Consider the following 24,190-nt stretch of genomic DNA (forward strand, 5'->3'; position numbering starts at 1 on the left):
AGGATGCACAAAAAGGAGAGCCCAAAGGTGGCTTCGCCCATGACCCCTCCGTCCCCCCAGCTTCGGCGACCGCCGAAGGTTATCACCACGATCATCGTCGTGCTGGTCATCCTCGCCGGGCTCGTGCCCACCATCGTCGGCTTTTATACCGACTGGCTGTGGTTCGGCGAGCTGGACTTCCGCGGGGTGTTTAACAAAGTAATCCTCTCTCGCGTGGGACTGTTCATCGCCTTCGCGCTGGTCGGCGGGTTCATCGCCTGGCTGGCCGGGTGGCTGACCTACCGCGGGCGCCCGGACTCGATGGACGCCTTCGAGCTCGACAGCCCGGTCGTGGGCTACCGCCAGGCCGTCGAGCGCTCCGTGCGCCGCTTCCTCGTGGGCCTGCCGTTCTTCACCGGCCTGCTCGCGGGCGTGCTGGGCCAGCGCAACTGGCAAACGGTGCAGCTGTTCCTCAACCGCCAAAGCTTCGGGGTCTCCGACCCGCAGTTCCACATGGACTACGGCTTCTACGCCTTCGACCTGCCGTTCCTGCGGCTCATCCTGGGCACCTTTGCGGTGCTCGTGGCGCTGGCGTTCTTCATCACCCTCGTGGGCCACTACCTGCTGGGCAGCATCCGCATCGGCAACCAGGCCGCCGGCGTGCGCGGCTCTGTGTCCTCGTCCGCGCGCATCCAGCTGGCCACCTGGGCGGGCGTGTGGATGCTGCTGAAGGTGGCCGGCTACTGGTTCGACCGCTACGACCTGCTCAACCGGGCGCACTCCACGTTCACCGGCGGCAGCTACACGGACATCAACGCGGTGCTGCCCGCGAAGATCATCCTCATGGTCATCGCCATCGTGGTGGCCTTGAGCTTCTTCTCCGCGATCGTCATCAAGGACCTGCGCATCCCGGCGGTGGCCACCGTGCTCATGCTGCTCTCGGGCATCGCCATCGGCTCCGTGTGGCCGCTCATGATGGAGCGCTTATCGGTCCAGCCGAACCGCGCGGAGAAGGAGTCCGAATACATCTCCCGCAACATCGAGGCGACCCGCTTCGCCTACGGCATCGGCAACGACAAGGTCACCTACATCGACAACTGGGGCTCGTCCACCTCGACCACCGCGGAGTCGCAGCAGCGCACCTCCGAGGTCTCCCAGGACACCGCGACGATCAACAACATCCGCCTGCTCGACCCCGAGGTCCTCTCGCCGACGTTCACCCAGCAACAGCAGCTGAAGAACTTCTACGGCTTCCCGGACGCTTTGTCCATGGACCGCTACGAGATCGACGGCCAGCTGCGCGACTTCGTCGTCGCCGCCCGTGAGATCAACCCGAACTCCCTGCAGGACAACCAGAAGGACTGGATCAACCGCCACACCGTCTACACCCACGGCAACGGCTTCGTCGCGGCCCAGGCCAACCAGGTCGACGAGGTCGCCCGCGACGTGGGCTCCGCCCGCGGCGGCTACCCGGTCTACACCGTCTCCGACCTGCAGTCGACCGACCAAGAGGCGCAGGCGGCGGGCATCCACGTCACCGAGCCGCGCATCTACTACGGCCCGGTCATCGCCTCGGCCCAGGACGGCGCCGACTACGCCGTGGTGGGATCCGCCGACGGCAACAACGTCGAGTACGACACCGACTCCTCGACCTACACCTACGACGGCAAGGGCGGCGTGAGCATCGGCAACGTGGTCAACCGCGCGGCCTACGCCCTGCGCTACCAGGAGATGAACCTCATCCTCTCCGAGCGCGTCAACTCCCAGTCGAAGATCCTCTACGACCGCGACCCGCGCGAGCGCGTGCACAAGGTCGCCCCGTGGCTGACCACCGACTCGACCACCTACCCGGCGGTCATCGACGGCCGCATCAAGTGGATCGTCGACGGCTACACCACCTTAAGCTCCCTGCCGTACGCGCAGCGCACCAGCCTGTCGAACGCCACCGTGGACACCTCCGGCAGCGTCGGCGCCGACGGGCAGCTGGCGGCCTTCGACCAGGTCGGCTACATCCGCAACTCCGTCAAGGCCGTCGTCGACGCCTACGACGGCTCGGTGGATCTCTACGAGTTCGACGAGTCCGACCCCGTGCTCAAGGCGTGGGAGGGGGTCTTCCCAGGCACCGTCAAGCCGAAGTCTGACATCTCCGACGAGCTCATGAACCACCTGCGCTACCCGGAGGACATCTTCAAGGTCCAGCGTGAGATGCTCTCGCGCTACCACGTCGACGACGCCCGCGAGTTCTTCACCAACGACCGCTTCTGGTCGGTGCCGCAGGACCCGACCGCCGACGAGAAGAACAAGGCCAACCAGCCGCCGTACTACGTCGTCGCCGCCGACCCGGAGACCGGTAAGTCGAGCTTCCAGCTGATCACCGCCTTCCGTGGCCTCAACCGCGAGTTCCTGGCCGCCCACATGACCGCCTCCTCCGACCCGGACAACTACGGCAAGATCACCGTCCGCGTCCTACCCACCGACACCCAGACGCAGGGCCCGAAGCAGGTCCAGGACACCATGACGTCCTCCGACCAGTTCGCCTCGGACTACACGCTGTGGAAGGGCTCCAACGAGATCATCACCGGCAACCTGCTCACCCTGCCCGTGGGCAAGAACGAGATCCTCTACGTCGAGCCGATCTACTCCAAGCGCCTCAACCAGGCCTCGGCCTTCCCGAAGCTGCTGCGCGTGCTCGTCAGCTACCGCGGTCAGGTCGGCTACGCGCCCACGATCTCTGAGGCGCTCGCCCAGGTGGGCATCGACCCGAAGGCCGCCCAGGACCTCGGCGAGGCCGGCAACGTCACCCCGACCGACACCACCCAGCAACAGCAGGCCTCTCAGCCCGCCAGCGGCACCGGCAGCGAGGGTGAGGCGATCAAGGCCATCAACGACGCCCTCGACGCGCTGACCAAGGCCCGCTCCGGCACGAACGAGGAGTACGGCAAGGCGCTCGACAACCTAGACAAGGCGGTGCAGGACTACCAGAACCTGACCAAGTCCACCGACACCTCGGCCGCCTCCACGACGGCCGCGGCGCCCGCCTCGGACGCCGCCGCGACCTCGGAGGAGCCGAAGTCCTAGAAAGCCTGAGTCCCCAGCGCCACGGGCGGCCCCGCGCCGCCGTGGGCTGGGGATTTGGCTTTTTTGCGCAAAGCACGTTATAGTTTCATTCGTCGCAAGGAACACTTGCTTCGCGTCGCGGGGTGGAGCAGCTCGGTAGCTCGCTGGGCTCATAACCCAGAGGTCGTAGGTTCGAATCCTGCCCCCGCTACTAATCCGGAACCCTCGGTTCGTGAAAACGAATCGGGGGTTTCTTTTGTTGCATTGACCTTTCGGGGGAGTAGGTCTGCAACTTCAAGGCCGAAGAAGTCCGCAACTGTAAAGAGGTCTTGAACACTCCAGCCAACTTGGCCGAGAACCTTGCGGCTAACTGCCTGGGATGTGATTCCGAGAACCTCCGCGAGGCGCTTGCGCGTGACCTTGTTGCGAAACATTAGATCGTTGATCGTGATTCCGATTGCCTCATCAGCAGAGTAGCTATTCCTGGGTAGCTGTTTCATTGTTGCCATGAGATGAAATTTAGCACTCAAAAGAATCAAAAACAACAAAAGATTGCAAAATTACACCACAGTAGTTAACCTTCTGTTTATGGGTGAAACAAAAAGTTGTGAAGGCGAGGAAAAGTGGTATTCGCCTCCGGTGGTTGCTGGGCTATTGCCGGGTAATCCCACCCCTGAGACGGTGCGCAATTGGATTCGCAGTGGGAAGGTCCCCGGAGCACGAAGGAGCCCCGGCAATCGGTGGCAAATACCCCAATCAGGTCTTGACCATCTAATGGAATCATTCGAACTTCCCAAGGAGCGGGAGGTCAACAGTGACTAGAAACAAAAGGACCGTCCCCGTTGCACCGGGGACGGTCGAAAAGATTCGCGTGTTGACTCGCGCAACAAATCTAAGCCCAGTCTACGGGGGTACCTGCCCTCGCGCAACGGTAGAGGCGGCGCACAGTGAGTACTAAAGCAGTTGCCTGGGTTCTAGACGACCTGCAAGGGCTCAAGCCGGGGCCATCACTTGTCATGATTGCTCTCGCCGATTTTGCCGATGAGCGCAACAGTTGTTTTCCCGGCCAGGACAAGATCGCTAAGAGGGCGCGCTGCTCCAAGCGTTCTGTCGTCGCGTATCTCAAAGAGCTTCAATCGCTGGGGCTGATTTCGGTCGAACGCCGCGTTTATAGCAACGGCCACTCGGGGGTTCGACGCACGTCCAATCGCTACATTTTGCACGTTGGGAAGACCTACAGCCTCGAAGATGCAAAATCTGCACCTTCGAAAGAAAGCGCAGGTCACAATGAAAGTGCAAGATTTGCACCTTCGAATTTCGAAAGTGCAAATTTACCCCTTTCGAAAGTGCATCCTGTTGCACTTAATGAACCACCAGTTATAGAACCACCAGTCCCTTCCCCCCAACCCCCCGTGGAGTCGGGCGAGGCGGAGTGGGCGGCTGCGCCGCTGGGCGGTGCACCTGACGGCGCACCGGGGGAGGGGGAAGACTCTCTCGATCTCGGAGACGTTGTGGCGGGGCTGTCGCCCGCCCAACGCTCGGCCTTGCTCGTGGCTCTCGGAGTGGGCGAGGGTGTGGTGCCCAGCACGCAACCTGAGCCCCAGGCGATGCCCGTAGCTCCCGTGCAAGCCCCTGCGCCTGCGGTGGAGGATTCTTCGTGGTCGCAGGACGAGCTCGTCGGCCTGGCGCGCGAGGTGCTTCCAGAGCCGATGCAGGCGATGGCTCCCACGGCGCTGGCCCAGGTTGGCGAGATGATCGCTGAGCGGCTGGATGCTGGCTGGACGCGCCCTCAGCTCGCTGCGGTTTTGCGGTCTCGTGAGCTGCCGAAGCACGTGCGCTCGCTGGTGGCCTTGGTCAAGGCCAGGTTGCGCGACGACACCCCTGTGGATGCTGCTCCACCAGCGGGAACGACGTTTGCGCCCGAGTCAGAGACCCACGAGGTCGCTGAGTGGTCACATGAGCTTGCCAACGGTCGGGTGGTCACCCGCAAGGACCTCGACTGTGGGGCTTTGGCTGCGGATTTCCACCATGCCCGCGCTGAGGGCAGCTGGCACGGCGATAACCGCTGGGAATTCGCGGCGGCTGTCGGCATCGAGCGCTACCTGCTTGCCTGACCCAGCTTCCCTCGCTGGGTGTAGGTGGCGTGTAGCTCGGGTGGGCTGCGCGCCGATTCCAGGGCTCGGTCGGTGCTGATCGAGCCGAAAGTCACAACGAAAGGATGCGTCATGAGTGTCGGTCATGACTCCACCAACCACCACGGGCCAGGCCCCTACAGCCTGCAATCGTTTAACCGTCTACCTGTGCGTTTGCTTGTTGAGGGTTTGTGCACGTTCGAAATTTGGTATCCCGAACTGTGGGATCTTTCCGTGCATGGGGAGACTCCTGGCGAGCGTGACCAGCGACGCGCGGAGGCGATGAGCGTTTGTCAGGCTTGCCCGGTTCGTGCATTGTGCGCGAGTTTTGCCGAGGATTCCGGCGAGATTGGCATTTGGGGTGGCAGGCTTTTCCGCCCAACAAACACGACCGCTCCCCACCCGAAGGTGAGGAGCGACGGGCGCGGTGTCGGCGCGCCACCTAACAGTCTAACCAGTGGGTTAGCTCGACGAAAAGCAAGTGCATAAACCCATTGTTATCCCTGCATAACAGGGCATTGACTGTGTTTTTCGACAAAGCGAAACTGTGCCATGGATGCGTTGACATCTGTCAGATCATCCATGGCCATTAAAACCCCTCCGAAGGAGAGAAAGACATGAACAATCGAGGCGTTAGGGCTGGCGTTTTGCTGGCTACTCTCGCGTCCTCGCTGCTGTCACCTGCGATGGCGTGGGCAGCCGAAGCCCCGGCGCAGCCGGGCACGGTGCGCCCTGACAAGCAGGCGGTGGCACAGCCGGGCACGACCAAGACTGTGACCACGGGTACCACGGCTGAGAAGGACTCTGAGGCGACGAAGGAGCCAACCGAGGACAAGGAGTCCACCAAGGACACGAAGCCTGCTGTTGCGGAGAAGGACTCCGAGCAGGCAGGGGCTCCGGCTACCAAGCCAGCGACGAATGTGACTCCGGCTGTTGCGTCGTCTCCGGCGACGGCTTCGCAGTCGACCACTAAGACTCCGATGCAGGCGGACAAGGCGACGGTTTCTGAGACGACCACCTCGGTACGCGATGAGGTCGCCTCCCCGTCTGTGGAGGTCGAGACTCCGTCTGTGCGCACTGAGCATGCCGACGAGGTTGCTGCTTACGAGTTGGCGACGGTCATCGACCAGGACGGCGACGTGCGCCAGGAAGTCCAGGACAAGCACACCCCGGATGCCGTTCGTGGTGATGATTCCGACTTGACGTTGGCCGATGTCCCTGACGTGGACGGCGATGGCCCTGATCCTGATCCGGGCACTGATCCTGCCGCTGCTCCGGGGATCACCTCGGTGTCCACCGGTGCGTCGATTGATACCGCGCAGGGCACGGGTGCGATCTCGTTCGAGTCCACCCTTGAGCAGACGGTCGTCAACGTTTCCGGCCAGCCGGTCGGGGATGCTCCCGCTGCTGAGCTGAGCGTGACTGTCGCAGGCCAGAACGTCACCGTCAACAACGGTGGCGTGGAGACCAGCTTCGTTGCTCCGGTGATCCCGGTCGAGGTCACCGACGCTGTCAACCAGGCTGTGGAGTCTGTCGTCCCGGCAGATGTGCTTGATTCCGTGAATGCGGCAGTCAACCAGGCCAACGCGGACTTCAACCAGGCGGTGCAGGACACCCTGGCACAGACCCCGGATGGACAGAACGCAACCGATACGCCGCTTGGCCAGGTCACGACCTGGTTTGAAGCTCACTAAGCACCAAAGGGGTTGAACATGGACTCGTGGTTTGACGAAGCAGAACAAAACCAGGCGGAGGAGCCTGCCGCGCCCAAGGCGGAAAAGCCCAAGCGTGAAAAGGCCACCTCCACCAAGGTCAAGACTTCCACTGGCATCTCCGCATCTGCCTTGCAGGTGATGGGATTGCTGGGAGCACTGCTGTTGGTTGTGATTGCAGCCTCGCTGGTGCTCATGCGTGCGACCGGTGGCGATGATGCGGACTCGGCCACGGGTGCCACCTCAACCATGACGGTGGACCCTGCCGGGCAGATCGCTGTGGCCGGGCAGTGCGAACCAGAAGAAGGCGAAGTGCGCCTCTCGGTGGCTGATACGACCTTGCGCGGGACCATCTCGAAGTGGCAAACCGCCTATTACAGCGAAGATGCGGAGACCGTCAAGCAACTGCTTGCCCCTGATTCCTGGATGCAAGACCAGGACTGGGCAACGATTTTGCCCGATGCCGCACCCGAGGGCTCGTCCTGGTGCGCGGTGATGGCCCCGGTTAAGGACGATTCGGTGGATGTGGATCTCATGGTCACCTTCGCCGATGGCTCCTCACAGACGTACCAACAAACCGTTTCCGGGGCTCAAAACGAGTCCGGGGAATGGCAGATCGTTGATATTACAACTCGATAAGGACGGTCCTCGATGAAGAATCTCATTGGACTGGCAGCTTTGACAGCGATGGCCTCGACCATCGTCGTTGTCCCCTCAGCAGCTGCCGAGGATGCCCCAGAGCGTGCCTGCCCTGGTGTGCAGCTGGTGATTGTCAACGATGCCAGCGACTCCACTTTGGGCAATGTTGATGCGGGTTTCCTCGCCGAGGTCACTGACCCCATTTTGGAGGCTGCCAACGACGACACCACGGCAGCAGTGGACGCAGGCTTTACCGCGCCCACACCGACCGCGACGGCCACTGCCGACGCGGGTTCTGGTTCCTGGAAGCCGGATGTGTGGGGCACGCAGTCTGCCACTACGTCGGCAACCTCAACGGTTGCGACCCCCACCTCGCAGGCTCCAGCAACCGAGACTGACTCAGACGATAGCAGCGTGAATGTGGGGCGCACGGTGATTTCGGTGGCCTCGACCAAAGACACCCGCGCCTATATCCCTGGGGTGACCGGCCCGGATACCACTCCCGCTTATGAGGAGTCGATCCAGCAGGCCGTCGATGATACCGAGTCGGTGTTGGCTGAGATTTCCGAGCAGTGCCCTGATACCAAGGTCAGCCTGTTGGGTGTGGGCCAGGGCGCGCAGGCCGTCTCGATTGTCTCGAAGAAAATTGGCGCAGGGGATCTGATTGATTCCTCCAAGGTTATTGGCGTGGCCATGTTCGCTGATCCCTCGCGCGCTGCCGACCAGCCGGTGGTGGCTAACGGTGCGTCTGCTCCTGCTGGTGCCTCCCAGAATTGGGATGTGACCCCAGCAAGCGGTGCTGGTGTGGCAACGGTGACCGGGCAGACGGTTGGCGCTGATTCGGGCACTTACGGAAAGCTGGCTGATCGCGCGGTGTCCTGGTGTGCGACCGGAGATGTGGCGTGCTCGCTGGCAAGCGATACCCCACTGGGCCGACTGGTGTCCAACGGCATGGAGGCAACCGCAGGCAAGGCCCCGGAGGCTCAACTGGCTTATGTCACCGATACCCTTGGCCCAGCCGTCGTACTGGCGAGTGTTGAGACTCTGGCCGAAGATGTGCAGTTCGGCGATGGTGGGTTTAGTTTCAAGGCGGCTAGCAGCCCGAGCCAAACCCTCATTGGACGCATTGCCACCGAGTCGGCGGCCCCGGTGGATCAAACAGAGATGCAGCAGCGTCTCGTCAGCGCTGGTATGCAGATTGGTGGCATGGCCTTGGCTGCCGGCGTCACGGTCGCTAAGGAAGTCGTCAAGCCCGAGAACATCGCCCAGATCGCAGCAGCGAGTGCTATTTCGCCTGCCGCTGGTGCTGGCGCTGCCTTGCTGATTGCGTCGAGTGCTGCCACGGATCTAGTCAACGAGCGCACGCTGACCACGGGTGCTCGTCGCCTGGCCTCGGAGGCGCAAGCAGTCGGCATTGACGACGACGGGCTTGCCCAGGCTGCCGTCCAGGCGGCGGTGGGTTCGCAGGTCTCGAAGTCCGCAGGTGCCTATGACTCCGCAGGCATGACGGCCTCGGGCCAGTCGGCGGCAGAAGCAACCACCTCCTGGCTGGCCGACGTGGTCGGCGCTGAGCTCGGCAAGAACCTGTCGACGGGCACTGTGCAGCAGGCCAGCACGTTTGATTCGAATGCGATTGCAGCCGCAATGAAGGACTTGGCATGAGCACGGTAGACCGCGACACCGAGAAGATCCCGTTGCGTCCTCCGAGGCCAGACGACGAGTCCCATCTTTCCCCGCCATGGGAGATGGACGAGTCGCTCCTATTCCCGCCACGGAAGATCTCAGCCACGGCGAAGGGCTTCCTCCCGGTTGCTCACCAGCAGCTGGCAGACCCAGCAGAGCGCGCGCCGATTGCGTGGGCAGTCGGAGCCCACGGTGGGGCAGGGGCAAGCACACTTGCGAGTGTGGTTGCGCCGATGGCTGATGCTGGTGGGCAGTGGCCGGCCTATGACCAACACCGCTATTGCGTGGTCGTGTGCCGCTCGACCTGGACGGGCCTGGATGCCGCACACTCGGCCGTCTTGCAGTCGCAAGCAGGTGATACCGGTGGTTGCGAGGTCTTAGGTGTGGTGATCATCGCGGACGCTCCTGGGCGCACCCCGAAGCCGTTGGTGCAGCGAGAAAAGGTGCTTGAGGATCTCACCCACGTATGGCGAGTGCCCTACCTGCCAGACTTCCGGGTGACTGCCCCCGACAAGCTCGCAGTATGGACTCCCGCAGCAACGACAGATCATGAGCGCAAGCGTGGCCTGAGAAAAGCACCAGCGACCGACGAAGTCGCAGCAGCCATCGCAGAGCTGGGTCACGAAATCTTCCAAGCCGCGTTTGCGGCTCACACCAAGAACGAAAAGGACTCCTGACATGAACCTCAACCCTGTTTACTTCCTGGCACAGATGCCTGGACAAAACATCCAGCCGCAAGCACCAGGCGAGTTTGCCTCGAAGTTCGACAACATCTTGAACCTGGCTATGTATATCGGCATTGCCATTGCGATTATCGGCGTGATCGTCGCCGGTGCGTCTATGGTGATCTCGCGCCAGCAGGGCTCAAGTGAGGAGGCCACCTCGATGGCACTGCGCATCGGCATTGGCTCCATGATCATCGGAGCCGCGGGAACGATTGTGGCAGCCATGCTATGAGCGCGTTCATCACGGCTCAGGGGCCGCCTACCTCGACCTGGGTACCACCGGACTCGGTGGTCTCCGCCATCGGTGAATGGCTGTCTTTTGCCAGTTACATCGTGTTAGGCCTTTCCATCCTGGCGGTGATTATCTTCGGCGCAATTATGGTCCTCGACCGTGATCGTGGTGAGCCGGTCAGCGCCATAGCCCCTGCCGTGCGAGCGTTCCAGATCGCCCTGGGCGTGATGGTCATTTCGAGTGCTAGCAGTCTGGCTGCCTGGCTGGCGTCCTAATCCAAACCTCAAACAAGGAAATATCCCCTCATGAATCGCCCCCTCTCTCTAATCGCCAGCGTCCTGGCAGCGGGTGCACTGCTGGTCGGCTGCTCGTCCGACAACGGCAGTGACACGTTGTCCTCGCAGGTGCAGGATGCTTACGACCTGACCACTGCCCCTGGGCGCACCACGTGGACGGTGGGGCCTGCTGGCTTGCAATATCCGGTCTCGACGACCTCGGGGCCGTTTAACCACGACTCGGTGCCCAGTGGCTTTGAGGCCTCACCGCAAGGTGCGGTCGTGGCAGCGATTACGACGCAGGTTTTTGTCGCCGGTGCCGACGACGAGACGTGGCCAGAAGTCTCCCAAACTCTGCTTGAGCCAGGCGCTGGCCGTGACCAGTGGGCTCAAGCCCGCGCCCTGGTCAGCGTCAACGGCACACTGGATAACCCACCTGTGTTTCGGGGATTCAAGATCGCCTCCTATGACCCGAATGAAGCGGTGGTGACCTTGGCAGTCGAGTATCCGGGAAACACCTTGGCAGCGATGCCAGTGCAGCTATCGCACAGCAGTGGTGACTGGAAGGTGGTTTTGCCCACCCAGGATGAGGCGGTCGATCTCACAGCAATTACCGATACCCAGTTGGCGACGGATTTCGTGGCCTATGGCCCGAAGGAGGCCTAAGAAGAAATGAGCAAGAATCAAAGCTCGCGCACGTGGCTGATCGCAGCCGTCGCAGCCCTGGTTGTCGTCGCCATTGTTGCAGTTGTCGTACTGACTCGCTCTGGTGATAACAGCGATAATCCCCAGGCGCAGTCGCCCTCGACGAGTGCGCCTGCCACGTCGGGTACATCCGCCGCATCGGAGACGAATTATCCAGGTGCGATGGTCGGTAATACCCAACGCACGTGGCCAGACCCTTCCGGTTTGATTGACGACTCCGCTCACGCGACACCGGGCACGTGGTCAGTTGATTTCGCTTTTCAGCGGCCTGTGTGGACACCCATTAACCATGACGGAGACCTGCCGAGCAAAGGCGACCTCGTCGATGGGGGATTCGAGCAGTGCTCGACGGGAAACGTGGTGCTTGGCGGATCCACTACACAGCAGTACGTGAATGGACGCTACCTCGTCGTGAACTCTGAGGCAGGGCCATCGCGAATGAACAACGGAGTCCCAGCAGGCTTCGCACACTCACCACAAGGTGCCATCGCCCTTGCCCTGAACGCAGCAGCATACGGCGTTGGCGGCCTTGGAGATGGCATTGGCGAGGAGATCGACAAGGCCTGGTGGTCAACCTACGAGACCCTGCAAGAAGATCGTGAATTTCGAGGCCTGAATAAGCCAACCTACGACCACACCAAGAATCGCCCCCGACTGCTTCCAGCACCTGGCTATTACGAGGTAACGCAGTGCAACGAGAATGTCGTCGTTGTCGAGGTCGGACATGATTTCAGAATGACCGGCGATGGCGGCATCAAGGTCGCGATTCCTGTGTACTGGCGCAATGGCGATTGGGTGCCGGACTTGTCCGGCCAAGCTGGAGTCACCTTTGATCGCGGTGGAACTTTTGACCCCGACAACCCAGCACCGCTGAATGAGGTGCATTACCAGTGATCGCCGTATTTCGAACAGCAGCCTCGCGGTGGGTGACGGCAGCTGTCGTTGCACTAGTAACTCTCGTTCTGGTGGCCACGCCCGCGCTCGCGCAGGATTCCACAGACACCGACAAGAACATTCTGGAGCGTGGCTATGACGAGTGCGTCTCCATTGAAGATGAACGTGGCGTTCTAAGCCAGCTTGTCGAGGATGGGCTCATTACCGAAGCCGAAAAGGATGAGGCCGCTGGCCTGTATAGGTACGATGCCGACAAGGTTGCAAAGATCCGAGAAGCCCATCAGGAGCGATGGGATGAGATCCTCGCCCACCACCAGGAAAATCGTGGTCTCGGTGCGTCACTGGGACGTTTCGGACTAAAGACAGCTTGTGTCATTAGTTCGCCACTTAATGGTGCAGCGGTTGCGTTCAATGAGTCCGCGTTTTGGAATGACCCGATTGGTAAGTTCGTGAAGTCCGTCCTGGAGGGCAACACACAAGCACTCGAGACGGCCATGACGTTCTGGATGGACTACTCAACCTCCAGCGTGGACGTTTCTGCCAACACCCAGGGCGTGAAAAACATCGTCATGGGCCTGTCGGGATTCGCACTGATGGCCTCATTCATCATCGGCGGTTGGCGACTAGTTTCATCCAGGCGGGGCGGGCTCCAAGAGGGCATGACTGATATTAACGACAACATGCTGCGATGGTTGGTCTTCTCCATCGCGGTGCCCGCGATGTTTCCTGGTGCGATGGTGGCCAGTGACGCACTCGCGGATGCCATCATGGAGCAATTCGGCGGCGGGGTAGACAACATCGTCAATCTCGGCGGGCTCGAAGATACCGAGTTTGGACCCATCGCCATGCTGATTCTGGCTGGTGTCATGCTCATTGGCAGCGTCGTGCAGATCCTCGCCCTGGTCACCCGTGTTCTGATCGCACCGATTGCTGCTGGCCTTACTCCGCTTTTTGCTGCGTTGTCGTTTACGGAGGCAGGCAAGCAGGGGCTGAATCACTTGGTCAGCTTCCTGATTGCAGCGCTGGCGTTCAAGCCTGTCTCAGCACTGCTGTATGCGGTTGTGCTGTGGAATGTTGGCCAGGGCGGCGACATTGGTGTATCCGGTGGCGTGGTGAATGCTCTCATGATTGGGCTGGCAGGCTTTGCTGCCCCCGCCCTGGTGCGCGCGATTGTCCCGGTCGTTGCACAGGCAGGAGGCGGCGGGAGCGCCCCGATGCTGGCAGGGGCAGCGGGTGTCGTCGGCGGGCTTGCCGGGGCAGCCGGTGGCGTGCTGAGCACCGCTGGCCGGGCGGTGGCTGGCACGGGCAAGAGTGCTACCGGAACGGGCGCACAAACCACCACGAGTGCAGCAACAGGAACAAGCACCACGACGGGTGGCGGGGTCGCAGCACGTGCGACCGGTGGCGGTGGGGCAGCGTCGACGAGCACGGCCTCCCAGCCCTCGGGTGCAAGTGGTTCCCCCTCGATGCGCAGCAGGATGGCCGCAGGCGCGGGCGCGGCGGCGCGTGGTGTCCGTCGCGGGGCTGGCGCAACGCTGACGGGTGCAGGAAAGCTCTCTCAGGGGACTGCCAAAGTAGCCTCCGCATCTGGGCAGGCAGGCCGTCACGTTCAGGGCATCTTCGATGACTCGATTGGAACGCCGGGCGGTTACGCCGGGCAGGTTCACCGATAGGAACAGATCATGGCAAAGTCACACGACGAGGTAATCGTCCCCCAGTACTCCCTGGGCCAACCCCCGCGCCGAACTGGCCTCGGTGGGTTGTCCATGGCCACCACGGCAGTTATCGCTGCCGGATTCATGATCTTCCTGCTCGTCCAGTTCTCCGGGCTGGGATTCGGTGTGGGCTTTATCGTCTTGCTGCTGACCGCGCTTGCGGCCGCGCTGATTAGTGTGCAGTGGGGCAACCGCTCGATTGCCACCATGCTGCGGATGCTCGGCCAGGACTTCTCCCGCCGCCGGGCAGGCGAGGACGTGTACCTCTCGGGCGTGCTCTCCAAGGTTCCTGGCGGCTTTCATCGCCTGCCAGGAACGCTGGCACGCACGTATGTAGTCGATGCAGTGGACACCGACAACCAGCCGTTTGCAGCCATCGTCGATGCGCCCGCGCGCACGGCCACTGTGCTTTTCGACTGCCAGCTGACCGGCCAGACCCCAATGACCCAGGAGGAGCGCAACCAAAAGACCGCTGAGTGGTCGCGCTGGCTGGCTTTGCTGTCACTGTCTGGGGACATTAACCACGTGGCCATCGTCGTAGGCCATCGTCCAGGAACCGGCCAGCTTGTTGCACAAGAAGTCGATTCGATCCTCGAAGATGATGTGCCACCAGTAGCTGCCCAGATCATGCGGGAGGCTGGCCAGTATCTCTCGATTGGGGTTCCTGAGATCGTCTCGCATATTGCGGTGACTTTCCACATTGACGGTGAATCGTTGAAAGATAATTCTTTCTTAGGCCAGCTCGCTACGCGCTTGCCGGGCATGTACCGCCAGCTGGCCTGGGCGGGGATGATCGCAACTCCCATGAATGGCGACGAGGTTGTTGCTCGCGCGCACTCCTTCGTTAACCCTGCTGCTGAGGCAGACTTAGAAGAACTCCAAGTCCTGGGTACCTCGCACGGGCTGGCGTGGGAGGATGCTGGCCCTGGATACGCGCGCACCACCACGAGCGCGTATGAGCATAAGGGGTGCTCCTCGGTGAGCTGGGAAATGAAAGATGCACCACGCTCCACCTTCGAGGACACCCTGCTTACAGGCCTGCTGAGCCCGCACGAGCGTATCGAACGACATAGGGTCGCGCTGATCTACCGCCCCTATGAGGCAGGCAAGGGTGTCTCCAAGGTCGAAGGTGAGCACCGCGACGCGATGGTGGCCGCGAACTCCTCGAAGTCGATCCGCTCGGCCAATGCTGAGCTGCGCCTGGAACACACCGAAGCGGCCCGCCGCGCCCAGGCGCGCGGCGCGCAACTGGGTCGTTACTCGCTGTTCGTGACGGCCACGGTCTCCGACAAGGCGCAATTGGACCGGGTGAGCCAAGACATTCAGCAGCTGGCAGCAGGGGCAAGCATTCGCCTGGCGAAAATGACCCGCCAGCAAGACACCGGATTCATCACCACCTGCGGGCTCGGCCAGGTGCCGTGGGACAAAGAACAAACCACCGAACTGATCTAGAAAGGAGCGAACACAATGGTTAAGCGGCTTAAGGTCAAGTCCACCTCCGGGCGCGACGTTATCGTGTACCCGCTGGTGCGGAAAATGACCCTGGAAACGGTGCGTGACCTGCGTGGCTTCCCAGTGGGAGTCCTCATCTCACCAACACATAATGAGGCTAGCGTGGCCTTGCGCGTTGACAACCCAGCAGCTGCCACGGTCGGTGCCTGGCGACAGTGGGAACACGACGTGGCCGAGGACGAGACAGTAATCGCCACGTGCCTAAGCGTCAGCGCTTCCGAGGTGCTGTTGTGGGTGACGTTCGAGTCCACCGGCAAGACCGAGCGCAAGGACAGCGGCGAATTCCTCACCCGCATCGCTAGGGCGTTGCCTGCCGCCTATGACGCTGCCGACACTCTCGCCCTGGCGGCGACTCCGCTGGATGCCGACCAGCTGACCAAAATGATCGCTCTCGCGGTGGGATCTGGCGACGACGATGTTTTCCCACCGTTGATCCGACAATTGTCAGAACATGCTGGTGCGGTGGCCACAGATATGCAGTTCACGGCTAGTTTCGAGATCGGCGAGATTGCCGCCGAGCCTGACTTTTTCACCACGGTGATCGACACTGGCCTGGGATTGGCGGATGCTGCGCAAGACTTGGCCACGGTCAGGGTGGGGCTGTGGTCGCGCACGGCTGCCAACGAAGCTGATTCCCCGCGCGTGGTGGGCGTGGTTTCTATTAGCGCCCTGGATGGGCCAACCGTTGATGATCTTTCCGAAGCAATGATTTCCCAGTTTTCCCCGAAGCAGCGTCTGCGCGTGCGCCGGCTGTGGGGCCGGCAAGCCATCGCGGCGCTCGCATCGCTCGGGTGTGGGGTTCTCGCATGGCAGCACTTGGAGGTGGCAGCATGAGCCAGGACATGATGGACTTCGAGCGCTTGCACGCCGATATTGAGGCAGGCATCGAGGAGATTCCCTCGCGGTTGTCTGCCGATGGTCGCGCCTACCGGCGCTGGCTTAAGGAGCTTAAGCGCGCAGAACGCGACGAGCAGCAGTGGGAACAACAAGCCGCTGGTGCGGTCAAGGTGCGCGGTGAGCGCGCGTTCTCGCGGCCAGGTGCGCGCGGATTCAGGGGCGCGTCCGCTGGCACTCAGAGGGTGATCTCCGGCCCGCAGGAATGGCAGACCACCACCAACTTTGGCGCGGGCTTTAACCCCAACGTCATTGGTGCCCCAGCACCCATGATCGGCACACCCTTGGGTCGGCATGTGACCACGGGCGCGGAAATCGGCTGCGACCCGCTGGCCTGGTTTCGCGAAGGCATTATCGCTAACCCCTCGGCTTTCGTGCTCTCGCTGCCGGGCTTGGGGAAGTCCACGCTGATCCGCAAGATGCAGATGGGCGCTGTCGCCCAAAAGCAAGTCCCGATTATCGCCGGTGACATCAAGGGCGAGTACGTCGGCTTCGTTCACCAGGTCGGCGGCCAGGTGATCACGATTGGCCACGGTCTCGGCCACATTAACCCACTGGATGTGGGCGCGCTCGGGCGCGTGATTCCCCAGCTGGAGGCCTCCGGCCAGGACGAGGTCGTCCAGCGTGCCAAGGAACAGGTGCACGGCCGCCAGGTCACTATGGTGCAAACCCTGATTAGCCTCGGGCGTGGCTCCCAACCAGCGGACTTCGAGGTCATGCTGATCTCTGCTGCGCTACGTGAGCTCTACAACCAGCAGGACGTGGATTGGGCACACCCTCCGGTGCTCGCGGATCTGATTGATCTTCTTGAGGAGGGCACACCGGAGCTGCGCAAGAAAGCACGCGCGCGCACCGACGAAGCCTGGGATCGCCGCGTGGATGATCTCGTCTTGTCGCTCAACGCCCTGCTGGACGGCCAGACCGGCCAGATTTTCGACGGGCAGACCACCACTCCGATTGATGTGGACTCCACTGCCGTCTGCATTGACGTGTCGGCGATTGACCGGGGTGATTCTGCTATGAAAGCAGCCGTGATGATGGCGTGCTGGTCGAACGCCTTTGGTGCTATTGAGGCCTCCCACCTGCTCGCCGATGCGGGCCTGGGACCGCAGCGGTTGTTCTCGGTCGTCCTCGACGAGATGTGGCAGGTGCTCTCATCTGCACCGGGCATGGTCGGCCAGGTCGACGCGCTAACCCGTCTGAACCGCACGGACGCGACCGCGCTGTCGATGATTACCCACACCTTCCAGGACTTGGAGGCACTGCCTACCGAGGAGGACCGAAAAACGGCCATGGGCTTTATCGAGCGCGCGGGCATGGTGATCTGCGGAGGCCTGCCGAACTCCGAGCTCGACATTCTCTCCAGCAGGCTGTCGTTTACCGATGCCGAGGGTCAGATGATTACCAGCTGGTCGACCGGTGCGCCACCTAAGCGCTCGCGCACGCGCGGTGCGCGGGCGACTCCGCCTGGTCGTGGCCGGTTCATGATTAAGCCATCCAAGGACGGCTCGCCGGGCATTCCGGTGCAAACCGTATTGTTCCCGACTGAGGTCCAATTCCGCCTGCATGACACCAACGTCCGCTTCGACGACTTCTTCAAAGCTGGTGAACTGCGATGACAAGTCCCTATCGTCGGCATTTTCACCCAGACCACATCCGCCAGGGCGCAATGGAGGAATTTATTCAAACCTGGCATGACTACACCTCGCCGTCAGCGGCAGCAGCTGCCATCGGCGCACGCTGGGGGGTAGGACGCACCACTCTGTTTGAGTGGCTGCAAGCAGACGGCCAATGGCCGCACACCCGCGTGGCCGAAAACCTGCGCCTAGCAGCAGAAAACAAGCAACTACGCCAGAAGATCCTGGAACTAACCGGAAGTGAGGAGCCATGAAACGCCTCGGCTGCGGCGTGCTGGTGATCTTGCTGTTCCTAGTGATCCTGGTCGTCGTCATTCTCGGTGGCGACAACGACGACAACCTGTGCTTGGACGGTCGCAGCAGTTCTTCCTCAAGCCAGGATGGGCGCGTTCCCGCAGGCTCATTCTCTCTGCCTGAGCGGGGTGCAACCGAGCACGAGACCTCTGGCTTCGGCCAGCGTGGCGGCAGCATGCACGAGGGCATCGACATTGCCCAGGGCGAGGGGACACCGATTTACGCCTACGCGGACGGTGTCGTCTCCTTGTCTGCTGCTGATCCAGGCGGCTACGGCCACTACATCATCATTGACCACGAGGCTGACGGCCAGACGTTTTCCACCCTGTACGGACACATGTTCGACGATCATGTCTACGTCAATGTCGGCGACAAAGTCTATGCTGGTCAACACATCGCGGATGAGGGATACAACGGCGGGGTCTCCCCACCTGGTCCAGGTGGCTCACACCTGCACTTCGAGGTGCACGTTCCCGGCTACCGCAACCCGGTGGACCCGCAGGCGTGGCTGGATAAGGCAGTCGAGCCAGGCACTCAAGCAGACACCAAGACGGATTCGACAACGCCGCAGAAGTCCACCCCGGCAACGGGCTCGACGCAGTTGCAGCCAGTCAGTTATTTCTCTGAGACGAATATGCAGGTCAATGCTGTGCGAGGAGGACGTGCCGTGGCAGCCAACTTCCCACAGATCACGCTGATCGGCGGCTGGCGACCATCTGACGCAGTAGCTGACGATCACCCGCAAGGCAGGGCGATTGACGTGATGATCGACAACTACCAGACTTCCGAGGGCATCGCGCTTGGCGATTCCATCGTCTCGTACTTCCTAGCGCACTACGACGAGATGGATGTGGATTACATCATCTGGCGACAACAGCTGATCTATCCCGGCCAAACCAGCCAGATGGAAGACAGGGGAGGTGTGACCGCCAACCACTACGATCACGTTCACGTGTCGTTCAACCCCTCCGATAAGGCCACCCCTGGCCAAGACATTGGCTCCGCGCCCCTGGGTGGATCGGCCACCAAGGCCGACGTAAGCGGAACGACCTCGACCGACTGTGTGGTTAACACCGGCCTGGAGGATACCGCGCTAAATGCCGAGAACATCCCCGCAGACTGGGTACGCCCGATTCAGATTGCAGGCGGGACCTGCGATGCGGTCAATGCCCCACTGATCGCTGCTCTGCTCGAGCAAGAGTCCGGCTTCCAGACAGGGGCTGCCAGCGGTGCTGGTGCCCAAGGACCCGCGCAGTTCATGCCCGCGACGTGGGCGACGATTGGTGCGGAAATGAGCGAGGACGGCGAAGTCATTGGCCCGCCAGGTTCCGGTGACATCACAGACCCAAAGGACGCGATTCCCGCTGCTGGCCGGTATCTGTGCCAGATCGCAGCCAATCAAGCACCATTGATCGCCTCCGGTGCCATCAAGGGCGACCGCGTGCAGCTCATGCTGGCCGGTTACAACGCTGGTGAGGGTGCGGTGCAGCAATACGGCGGGGTTCCACCGTATGCGGAGACACAGAACTACGTGACCTCCATTCCCTCGAAGATGCCGAAATACCAGAAGCTCTAACCCACGAGAAGGACAAAGACAATGACCAGAAGAATCAAGGCCTTCATCATCGCGGTGATTGTGGTGGCCCTGGCCATCATCGTGGCCGTGGCCGTGCGCGCCTTAACCGCAGGCAACGACGGCCACGACGATACCCACGCAATCGCAGATCCCACCATGAATGATCCCGTGGTCGCTGCCTCCTTTGTCATGGGCGAGCTCATGACGTGGGAACCGGCCACCATGGACAGCCCCCAGGCCGCAGCAGCGCTGATTACTGATCGACTGACCGGCACCATGCGCCAGTACGCAGAATCCGGTCAACCGGATCCAGTGCTACCGAAGGCGTGGGCCTCATGGGCAGCCTCGGGGGATCGGGTGCATGGCGTAGCCGTCCTCGACGACTCGCGCAAGCTCGTCGTCCAAGACACTCAAGCCGAAGTTCCACTGACCGTCACGCAGGAAGTCTGGCACTCCTCGGGGGAGAAAACACCGATGGACAGCATCCAGGTCACCGTCGAGGTGGAGGAAGAAAACGGGCAGTGGCTAGTCAGCGCGTGGCAACAGGTAGCCACGTCACAGTGACGAAATGACAGTGGATAATCGACCGGCGAAATTCGGAGAATAGCAATGAAAAATCAAGGGTGCGACAACCCACGCGCGGCGGGCTCAATCGGGTGGGACGTGCAAACCGTCCTCGGCTTTACCGTCCTCGGTGTGGCCATCGCTGCGGTGGCCAGCATTCAGATCGGCCAGCTTGCGGCCGCGCACTTCGGGTCTGGTCCAGCAGTGTCGAAAAACCCGTTTACCACCTTGGGACAACTGATCGGTGGGTCACGCTCCTGGTCTGCAACGGCCACGATTGCTGTGGTCGCGTTCTGGCTCGTGGTGGCTATCCTCGCGGCCATGGCTACCGTGCTGATCAAGCAGCTGCGCACACCTGCCACTCGCACGGATACCGCCTCAAAATACCTGGCGAGCAAGAAAGAGATCGCCAGCTTTAGCAGGGAAGAAGCCCAGCAGTTGGCGGAAAAGTGGCTGCCGACCCCAGCCATGGCCGAAAAGTACCCAGGGCTGATGTTTGGCCGTGTTCCGGGAAAGTCCACGGGCTTGTACTCCACGTGGGAGGACCTCTACCTCGTGATCTTCGGCCCGCGTATGGGTAAGACCACCTCCCAGGTCATTCCGGCCATCGTCGATGCCCCAGGACACGTGGTGACCACCTCGAACAAACGAGACATTGTTGACGAAACAGTGGGCGTGACCTCGGCTCGTGGCCAAGTGTGGGTGTTTGACCCGCAGCGCATTGCTGCCGGTTTCGAGCAAGAACCGTGGTTTTTCGATCCATTGGATATGGTCCGTCGCCAGCCGGAGACGATGGACTCCGCTGCGCTGCGCCTAGCTGACATCTTCAAAACCGCTGCGCGCGGTGCCGACAACGGCGGCGATGCGTTCTTCTCTGAGGGTGGTAAGGAGTTGCTCTCGCGGTTCTTCCTCGCGGCCGCGCTCGAGCATCGCCCGATTGGGGATGTGTATCTGTGGGTCAATGACGACTCTGATCGCACGCCGGTGCGCATCCTCAACGCATTCCCGGAGTGGAAACAGCAGGCAGCAGCACTTGAGGCGACCTACCAGATCACCGAGAAAACCCGTTCCGGTCTGTTCTCCCAGGCCGCCCAGATGGCCACGGCACTGGGCCGACGTGAAGCATTGAAGTGGGTGACCCCCAGTGCTGGTGCTCGACGTTTCGACGCGGAGGCCTTCGTGCGAGGCCCTGGGCAAGACACGATGTACTTGCTGTCCAAGGAAGGTGCAGACAATGCGGCCGCGCTCACGACCGCATTGACCGCTGCGATCATGACGGCAGCTGAGGCCTACGGCGAACAAAGCGGTGGCCGCCTGCCCGTGCCTCTAGTAGCCGCGCTCGACGAGGCAGCCAACGTGGTGCGCTGGCCTGAACTTCCCAGCCTGTACTCGCATTACGGCTCGCGCGGGATCATCCTTATGACGATCTTGCAGTCCTATGCCCAGGGTGCAGAAGTCTGGGGTGAAAACGGCATGGAGCTGATGTGGTCGGCGGCCGCCCTGGTGCTCTACGGCGGTGGCGTGCGAGACGAGAAAATGCTGCAAAAACTCGAAGCCCTGGTTGGTGACGTAGAAGTTTTTGAGACCTCCACCTCTAGGACAGGGGAGTCCGCGCGCACGGTCTCGCGCAACCGCAGGGAACGCAAGATCCTCACCGTCGCGGAGCTCGCCGCGATGGAGCAAGGCCGCGCCCTGGTGCTCGCCTCGAAGCGTCGCCCGATGATCGCCCAGATGGAGCCCTGGTGGAAACGACCATGGCCAGCACAAACCAAGGCACTACTAGGAGCGAAGAAATGAGCGAACCACAGTTCCCAACCGTCTATGAGTTCGTGGACCGGCTGATCCTGCCGATGTACGGGGCCACCGGCTCGCGTATCCGCTCAGTGAACTGGTCGGCGCGCTGGTGGGCACATCCCGAAGCTGTAGCCCGCCTCGACAGCCTCTGGCGACGCTACGAATACCTGCGCGTGAATGAGCCCGCGACGTTCCTGGAAACGTTCCTGCGCGTGCACGCGGACTACCACATGCGCCAGCTCATGTCCGAGTCGAGTGTCTTTGCTGACTGCCGACGAGAAGATGAGCCCACACTGCCACTGCCGTCTGACCCCATCAAGAAGAAGGAGACACGATAATGAGTCCTCGCCACACCACTATGCGTGAGATCGACCTGACCTTGGCACGCACATTGAAGAAGGTCCGCGAGCTCGAAGCGCGCGTGGCCACCCAACGCATCACTGTGAGCGCGCATCCGCGCACCCGCGTTCCAGGGCCACTGACCTACGCGCGTATGAGTACCGGACAGCTGGCTATGGCCGCCCTGGCAGGTGCAGCCATTTACCACTGGTCCCAGCAGGAGCAGCAATTCTTCGAGGATGAGCTCTTATCACGCGGCTTCGACCAGGCTTTGGCGACCTGGAAGGGCAACGACCCAGCTGAGGTAATCGACGGTGAAACAGCGGTAGAGACTCCACGTTTCGACCAGCTGGCCAGCCGAATCACCATCCTGACTAGCAACGGACTCGACAACCTCGCCGGTGCCGTTGACGAAGTTATCCTCGGTGGCGACGGGCGCATTCCCACCGCATTGTCGCCTGCGGAGACCATCGAGGACATGCACCTGGCGGGCATGGATGGTGAAGCCATCGCCGCGTTCGAGGAGGGCGTGGGAACCTCGACAATCTCTCCAACCGACGAGATCGACGCTCAAACAGCCCTCGGCCTGGTGCAGGAAGAAGATGCTGCCTTGGTGTACGAGGCGACCGACGAACAGGGACTGTCCTTGTAGTCGTCGATGCCCAGCGGTGCCCCCTAGCCTCTACAGAGTCGGTGAATCATCGAGGCTGGGGGGCTCGCATGCGTCACCGTCAGAGACATTGGCAGCAGGGCCTGCTGCCTCACGTTGAAGCTGGCGTTCGATCTGCTGGGCCAGGGGGATTGCAGCGTTTTGCTGCATGAGAAACGCCAAGGGGCCTTGGTCAACTACTGGTTCCGAGAAACGCTCAGGGGCATCGGGGTTGTTCTGAATACCCATCATCCGCTCAGTAAGACGGGGCAGAACCCGAGGATCGTGGTTGTTGTCCTCGCCGATAGTGGTCACATGCGAGAACTTCGCGAGGTAGTCACCGAACCAGTGCGAGGTCTCGTTCTTAGGTGAGTGGGTCAGTGTGCGACGGTGCGTCATGGCGGCTGTATCAGCCAGCCACAAATTACGGTCAACTGCTGGCGAGGCAGCCCTGTAGGCAATGTTCGGGCGAATCTGGCCACTGTTGCGGAGGTCGCGTATCAGTTTTTCATCGGCATTCGACTTTGCCCTCGTGTTTTGCTGCTCTGCGATTACAGCATAAAAAGCTGGATGGGAACGGGACAGATCAATCATCAAGTGAGAAAGAACTTCCGCACGGGCATCATGGAGCGCTTGATCGCTGGGGTCGTTGACTTCCTTGGTTGTGACAAACAAGTTCAAGGTTGGATGCGACTGCATGTGGTCAAGAATGTCGAGGAACGTGGGAGTCTTGCCGTCTCGCAGCGCTTCCGTGGCGTGCCAGTAGTCCCCGTCGACTATGTGTCTGAGATTCTCCTGCATGGGGCGAATATGCTGGCCCTGGATCAGAACCGCAGAGATGGAATAGAACCCATCGGGAAACTGCTTGGTCGGCCGCTGAAAGGTCTCGTCGAGGTACGCCACGATTCTGCTGGGGCCGACGGTGGAAAGAAACTCATTGTGCTGATCAGCTTGAACATCAGCTGGTCGACGGTGGTTTTGGGGCAAGAGTAATCCTTGGAGTTGACATTCAAATACTGGCATGTCATACTATCACCGAAGCAAGGGCACCGAATGTTCGTGAATGCACGACCAATAGGAGCTTGGCTCTCGCTCGTGATCCACTTAGGGTTGCTATGCTACGGCAGGCGTTGGCTGCTTCACAAGCTTCTAACTCCCCAGACCACAACGGTCCGGGGAGTTT

The 24,190-nt window shown here is 61.5% G+C and carries 24 protein-coding genes, 1 tRNA gene and 1 pseudogene; 24 read left to right on the forward strand and 2 right to left on the reverse strand.

The genetic code is table 11. The annotated features are described in order from the left end of the window. The first annotated feature begins 39 nt into the window (after positions 1–39). Positions 40–3,057, forward strand: a complete 3,018-nt coding sequence (locus tag B843_RS03290) for a UPF0182 family protein (protein ID WP_404825217.1) — start codon at positions 40–42, stop codon at positions 3,055–3,057. Between the two features lie 116 nt (positions 3,058–3,173). Then, positions 3,174–3,247, forward strand: a tRNA-Met gene (locus B843_RS03295). Here B843_RS03295 and B843_RS14165 read toward each other — a convergent pair. After that, positions 3,207–3,545 carry a helix-turn-helix domain-containing protein gene (locus B843_RS14165; protein WP_318532834.1) on the reverse strand — a complete coding sequence of 113 codons (339 nt, stop codon included), beginning with the start codon at positions 3,543–3,545 and terminating at the stop codon, positions 3,207–3,209. The two genes, B843_RS03295 and B843_RS14165, sit on opposite strands and share 41 nt — an antisense overlap. A gap of 79 nt (positions 3,546–3,624) precedes the next feature. Between B843_RS14165 and B843_RS14260 the strand changes: the two genes are divergently transcribed. The 22 genes and pseudogenes from B843_RS14260 (at position 3,625) to B843_RS03385 (ending at position 23,010) form a co-directional block, all read left to right on the forward strand. Continuing rightward, on the forward strand, positions 3,625–3,858 hold the full coding sequence (locus B843_RS14260) for a helix-turn-helix domain-containing protein (protein ID WP_155895082.1): 234 nt from the start codon (positions 3,625–3,627) through the stop codon (positions 3,856–3,858). Positions 3,859–3,983: 125 nt separating this feature from the next. Further along, positions 3,984–4,175 (forward strand): annotated as a pseudogene (locus B843_RS14265) (helix-turn-helix domain-containing protein); the annotation flags it as partial. A 411-nt stretch (positions 4,176–4,586) separates the two neighbouring features. Then, entirely contained in the window at positions 4,587–5,150 is a 564-nt protein-coding gene (locus tag B843_RS14090; RefSeq protein ID WP_244877343.1) for a hypothetical protein, read from the forward strand. 111 nt (positions 5,151–5,261) lie between these two features. After that, complete coding sequence (locus tag B843_RS14170) at positions 5,262–5,657, forward strand: WhiB family transcriptional regulator (protein ID WP_081751478.1); 396 nt, start codon at positions 5,262–5,264, stop codon at positions 5,655–5,657. Positions 5,658–5,785: 128 nt separating this feature from the next. Beyond that, complete coding sequence (locus tag B843_RS03305; RefSeq protein ID WP_025252102.1) at positions 5,786–6,862, forward strand: hypothetical protein; 1,077 nt, start codon at positions 5,786–5,788, stop codon at positions 6,860–6,862. Between the two features lie 18 nt (positions 6,863–6,880). Further along, positions 6,881–7,519 (forward strand): hypothetical protein, encoded by a 639-nt coding sequence (locus B843_RS03310; RefSeq protein ID WP_025252103.1) that lies wholly within the window; start codon positions 6,881–6,883, stop codon positions 7,517–7,519. Between the two features lie 12 nt (positions 7,520–7,531). Further along, the gene (locus B843_RS03315; RefSeq protein ID WP_081751479.1) at positions 7,532–9,181 is read left to right on the forward strand and encodes a cutinase family protein; all 1,650 of its coding nucleotides are present in this window, start codon (positions 7,532–7,534) and stop codon (positions 9,179–9,181) included. Further along, positions 9,178–9,879: a DUF6668 family protein gene (locus tag B843_RS03320; protein WP_025252105.1), complete on the forward strand. Its 702-nt coding sequence runs from the start codon at positions 9,178–9,180 to the stop codon at positions 9,877–9,879. Before B843_RS03315 ends, B843_RS03320 begins: the two co-directional genes overlap by 4 nt. Position 9,880: 1 nt before the next feature. After that, positions 9,881–10,159: a TrbC/VirB2 family protein gene (locus B843_RS03325; protein WP_025252106.1), complete on the forward strand. Its 279-nt coding sequence runs from the start codon at positions 9,881–9,883 to the stop codon at positions 10,157–10,159. Next, entirely contained in the window at positions 10,156–10,434 is a 279-nt protein-coding gene (locus B843_RS03330) for a hypothetical protein (protein ID WP_025252107.1), read from the forward strand. Before B843_RS03325 ends, B843_RS03330 begins: the two co-directional genes overlap by 4 nt. 30 nt (positions 10,435–10,464) lie before the next feature. Beyond that, positions 10,465–11,100 carry a hypothetical protein gene (locus B843_RS03335; protein ID WP_025252108.1) on the forward strand — a complete coding sequence of 212 codons (636 nt, stop codon included), beginning with the start codon at positions 10,465–10,467 and terminating at the stop codon, positions 11,098–11,100. A gap of 6 nt (positions 11,101–11,106) precedes the next feature. After that, positions 11,107–12,033 carry a hypothetical protein gene (locus tag B843_RS13730; RefSeq protein ID WP_155895084.1) on the forward strand — a complete coding sequence of 309 codons (927 nt, stop codon included), beginning with the start codon at positions 11,107–11,109 and terminating at the stop codon, positions 12,031–12,033. Then, on the forward strand, positions 12,030–13,706 hold the full coding sequence (locus tag B843_RS03345) for a hypothetical protein (protein WP_155895085.1): 1,677 nt from the start codon (positions 12,030–12,032) through the stop codon (positions 13,704–13,706). Before B843_RS13730 ends, B843_RS03345 begins: the two co-directional genes overlap by 4 nt. Before the next feature lie 9 nt (positions 13,707–13,715). Continuing rightward, positions 13,716–15,200, forward strand: a complete 1,485-nt coding sequence (locus tag B843_RS03350) for an SCO6880 family protein (protein ID WP_038595211.1) — start codon at positions 13,716–13,718, stop codon at positions 15,198–15,200. A gap of 15 nt (positions 15,201–15,215) precedes the next feature. Continuing rightward, positions 15,216–16,094 (forward strand): hypothetical protein, encoded by an 879-nt coding sequence (locus B843_RS03355; protein WP_038595213.1) that lies wholly within the window; start codon positions 15,216–15,218, stop codon positions 16,092–16,094. Next, a complete protein-coding gene (locus tag B843_RS03360) occupies positions 16,091–17,773 on the forward strand; it encodes a P-loop NTPase family protein (RefSeq protein WP_025252111.1) in 1,683 nt (560 codons plus the stop codon). The genes B843_RS03355 and B843_RS03360 overlap by 4 nt, the downstream gene beginning before the upstream one ends. Before the next feature lie 50 nt (positions 17,774–17,823). After that, positions 17,824–18,045 (forward strand): hypothetical protein, encoded by a 222-nt coding sequence (locus B843_RS13735; RefSeq protein WP_231494011.1) that lies wholly within the window; start codon positions 17,824–17,826, stop codon positions 18,043–18,045. After that, on the forward strand, positions 18,042–19,661 hold the full coding sequence (locus B843_RS03365) for a peptidoglycan DD-metalloendopeptidase family protein (protein ID WP_025252112.1): 1,620 nt from the start codon (positions 18,042–18,044) through the stop codon (positions 19,659–19,661). Before B843_RS13735 ends, B843_RS03365 begins: the two co-directional genes overlap by 4 nt. Positions 19,662–19,682: 21 nt before the next feature. After that, positions 19,683–20,225, forward strand: a complete 543-nt coding sequence (locus B843_RS03370; RefSeq protein WP_025252113.1) for a hypothetical protein — start codon at positions 19,683–19,685, stop codon at positions 20,223–20,225. A 45-nt stretch (positions 20,226–20,270) separates the two neighbouring features. Beyond that, complete coding sequence (locus B843_RS03375; protein ID WP_025252114.1) at positions 20,271–22,022, forward strand: type IV secretory system conjugative DNA transfer family protein; 1,752 nt, start codon at positions 20,271–20,273, stop codon at positions 22,020–22,022. Next, positions 22,019–22,357, forward strand: a complete 339-nt coding sequence (locus tag B843_RS03380; protein ID WP_025252115.1) for a DUF4913 domain-containing protein — start codon at positions 22,019–22,021, stop codon at positions 22,355–22,357. Before B843_RS03375 ends, B843_RS03380 begins: the two co-directional genes overlap by 4 nt. After that, positions 22,357–23,010 (forward strand): hypothetical protein, encoded by a 654-nt coding sequence (locus B843_RS03385; protein ID WP_025252116.1) that lies wholly within the window; start codon positions 22,357–22,359, stop codon positions 23,008–23,010. Before B843_RS03380 ends, B843_RS03385 begins: the two co-directional genes overlap by 1 nt. Positions 23,011–23,040: 30 nt before the next feature. Here the strand turns inward: B843_RS03385 and B843_RS03390 are convergent, their stop codons facing one another. After that, complete coding sequence (locus B843_RS03390) at positions 23,041–23,994, reverse strand: hypothetical protein (RefSeq protein ID WP_155895087.1); 954 nt, start codon at positions 23,992–23,994, stop codon at positions 23,041–23,043. Between the last annotated feature and the right edge of the window lie 196 nt (positions 23,995–24,190).

Source organism: Corynebacterium vitaeruminis DSM 20294, from assembly GCF_000550805.1.
Classification (GTDB): Bacteria; Actinomycetota; Actinomycetes; order Mycobacteriales; family Mycobacteriaceae; genus Corynebacterium; species Corynebacterium vitaeruminis.

Coding starts and splice junctions, on each gene's coding strand:
- B843_RS03325 (WP_025252106.1), top strand. CDS start 9,881: ATGAACCTCAACCCTGTTTACTTCCTGGCACAGATGCCTGGACAAAAC.
- B843_RS14170 (WP_081751478.1), top strand. CDS start 5,262: ATGAGTGTCGGTCATGACTCCACCAACCACCACGGGCCAGGCCCCTAC.
- B843_RS03320 (WP_025252105.1), top strand. CDS start 9,178: ATGAGCACGGTAGACCGCGACACCGAGAAGATCCCGTTGCGTCCTCCG.
- B843_RS13735 (WP_231494011.1), top strand. CDS start 17,824: ATGGAGGAATTTATTCAAACCTGGCATGACTACACCTCGCCGTCAGCG.
- B843_RS03360 (WP_025252111.1), top strand. CDS start 16,091: ATGAGCCAGGACATGATGGACTTCGAGCGCTTGCACGCCGATATTGAG.
- B843_RS03365 (WP_025252112.1), top strand. CDS start 18,042: ATGAAACGCCTCGGCTGCGGCGTGCTGGTGATCTTGCTGTTCCTAGTG.
- B843_RS03375 (WP_025252114.1), top strand. CDS start 20,271: ATGAAAAATCAAGGGTGCGACAACCCACGCGCGGCGGGCTCAATCGGG.
- B843_RS03305 (WP_025252102.1), top strand. CDS start 5,786: ATGAACAATCGAGGCGTTAGGGCTGGCGTTTTGCTGGCTACTCTCGCG.
- B843_RS03310 (WP_025252103.1), top strand. CDS start 6,881: ATGGACTCGTGGTTTGACGAAGCAGAACAAAACCAGGCGGAGGAGCCT.
- B843_RS14165 (WP_318532834.1), bottom strand. CDS start 3,545: ATGGCAACAATGAAACAGCTACCCAGGAATAGCTACTCTGCTGATGAG.
- B843_RS03315 (WP_081751479.1), top strand. CDS start 7,532: ATGAAGAATCTCATTGGACTGGCAGCTTTGACAGCGATGGCCTCGACC.
- B843_RS03335 (WP_025252108.1), top strand. CDS start 10,465: ATGAATCGCCCCCTCTCTCTAATCGCCAGCGTCCTGGCAGCGGGTGCA.
- B843_RS03290 (WP_404825217.1), top strand. CDS start 40: ATGACCCCTCCGTCCCCCCAGCTTCGGCGACCGCCGAAGGTTATCACC.
- B843_RS13730 (WP_155895084.1), top strand. CDS start 11,107: ATGAGCAAGAATCAAAGCTCGCGCACGTGGCTGATCGCAGCCGTCGCA.
- B843_RS03370 (WP_025252113.1), top strand. CDS start 19,683: ATGACCAGAAGAATCAAGGCCTTCATCATCGCGGTGATTGTGGTGGCC.
- B843_RS03355 (WP_038595213.1), top strand. CDS start 15,216: ATGGTTAAGCGGCTTAAGGTCAAGTCCACCTCCGGGCGCGACGTTATC.
- B843_RS03330 (WP_025252107.1), top strand. CDS start 10,156: ATGAGCGCGTTCATCACGGCTCAGGGGCCGCCTACCTCGACCTGGGTA.
- B843_RS03380 (WP_025252115.1), top strand. CDS start 22,019: ATGAGCGAACCACAGTTCCCAACCGTCTATGAGTTCGTGGACCGGCTG.
- B843_RS03350 (WP_038595211.1), top strand. CDS start 13,716: ATGGCAAAGTCACACGACGAGGTAATCGTCCCCCAGTACTCCCTGGGC.
- B843_RS03385 (WP_025252116.1), top strand. CDS start 22,357: ATGAGTCCTCGCCACACCACTATGCGTGAGATCGACCTGACCTTGGCA.
- B843_RS14260 (WP_155895082.1), top strand. CDS start 3,625: ATGGGTGAAACAAAAAGTTGTGAAGGCGAGGAAAAGTGGTATTCGCCT.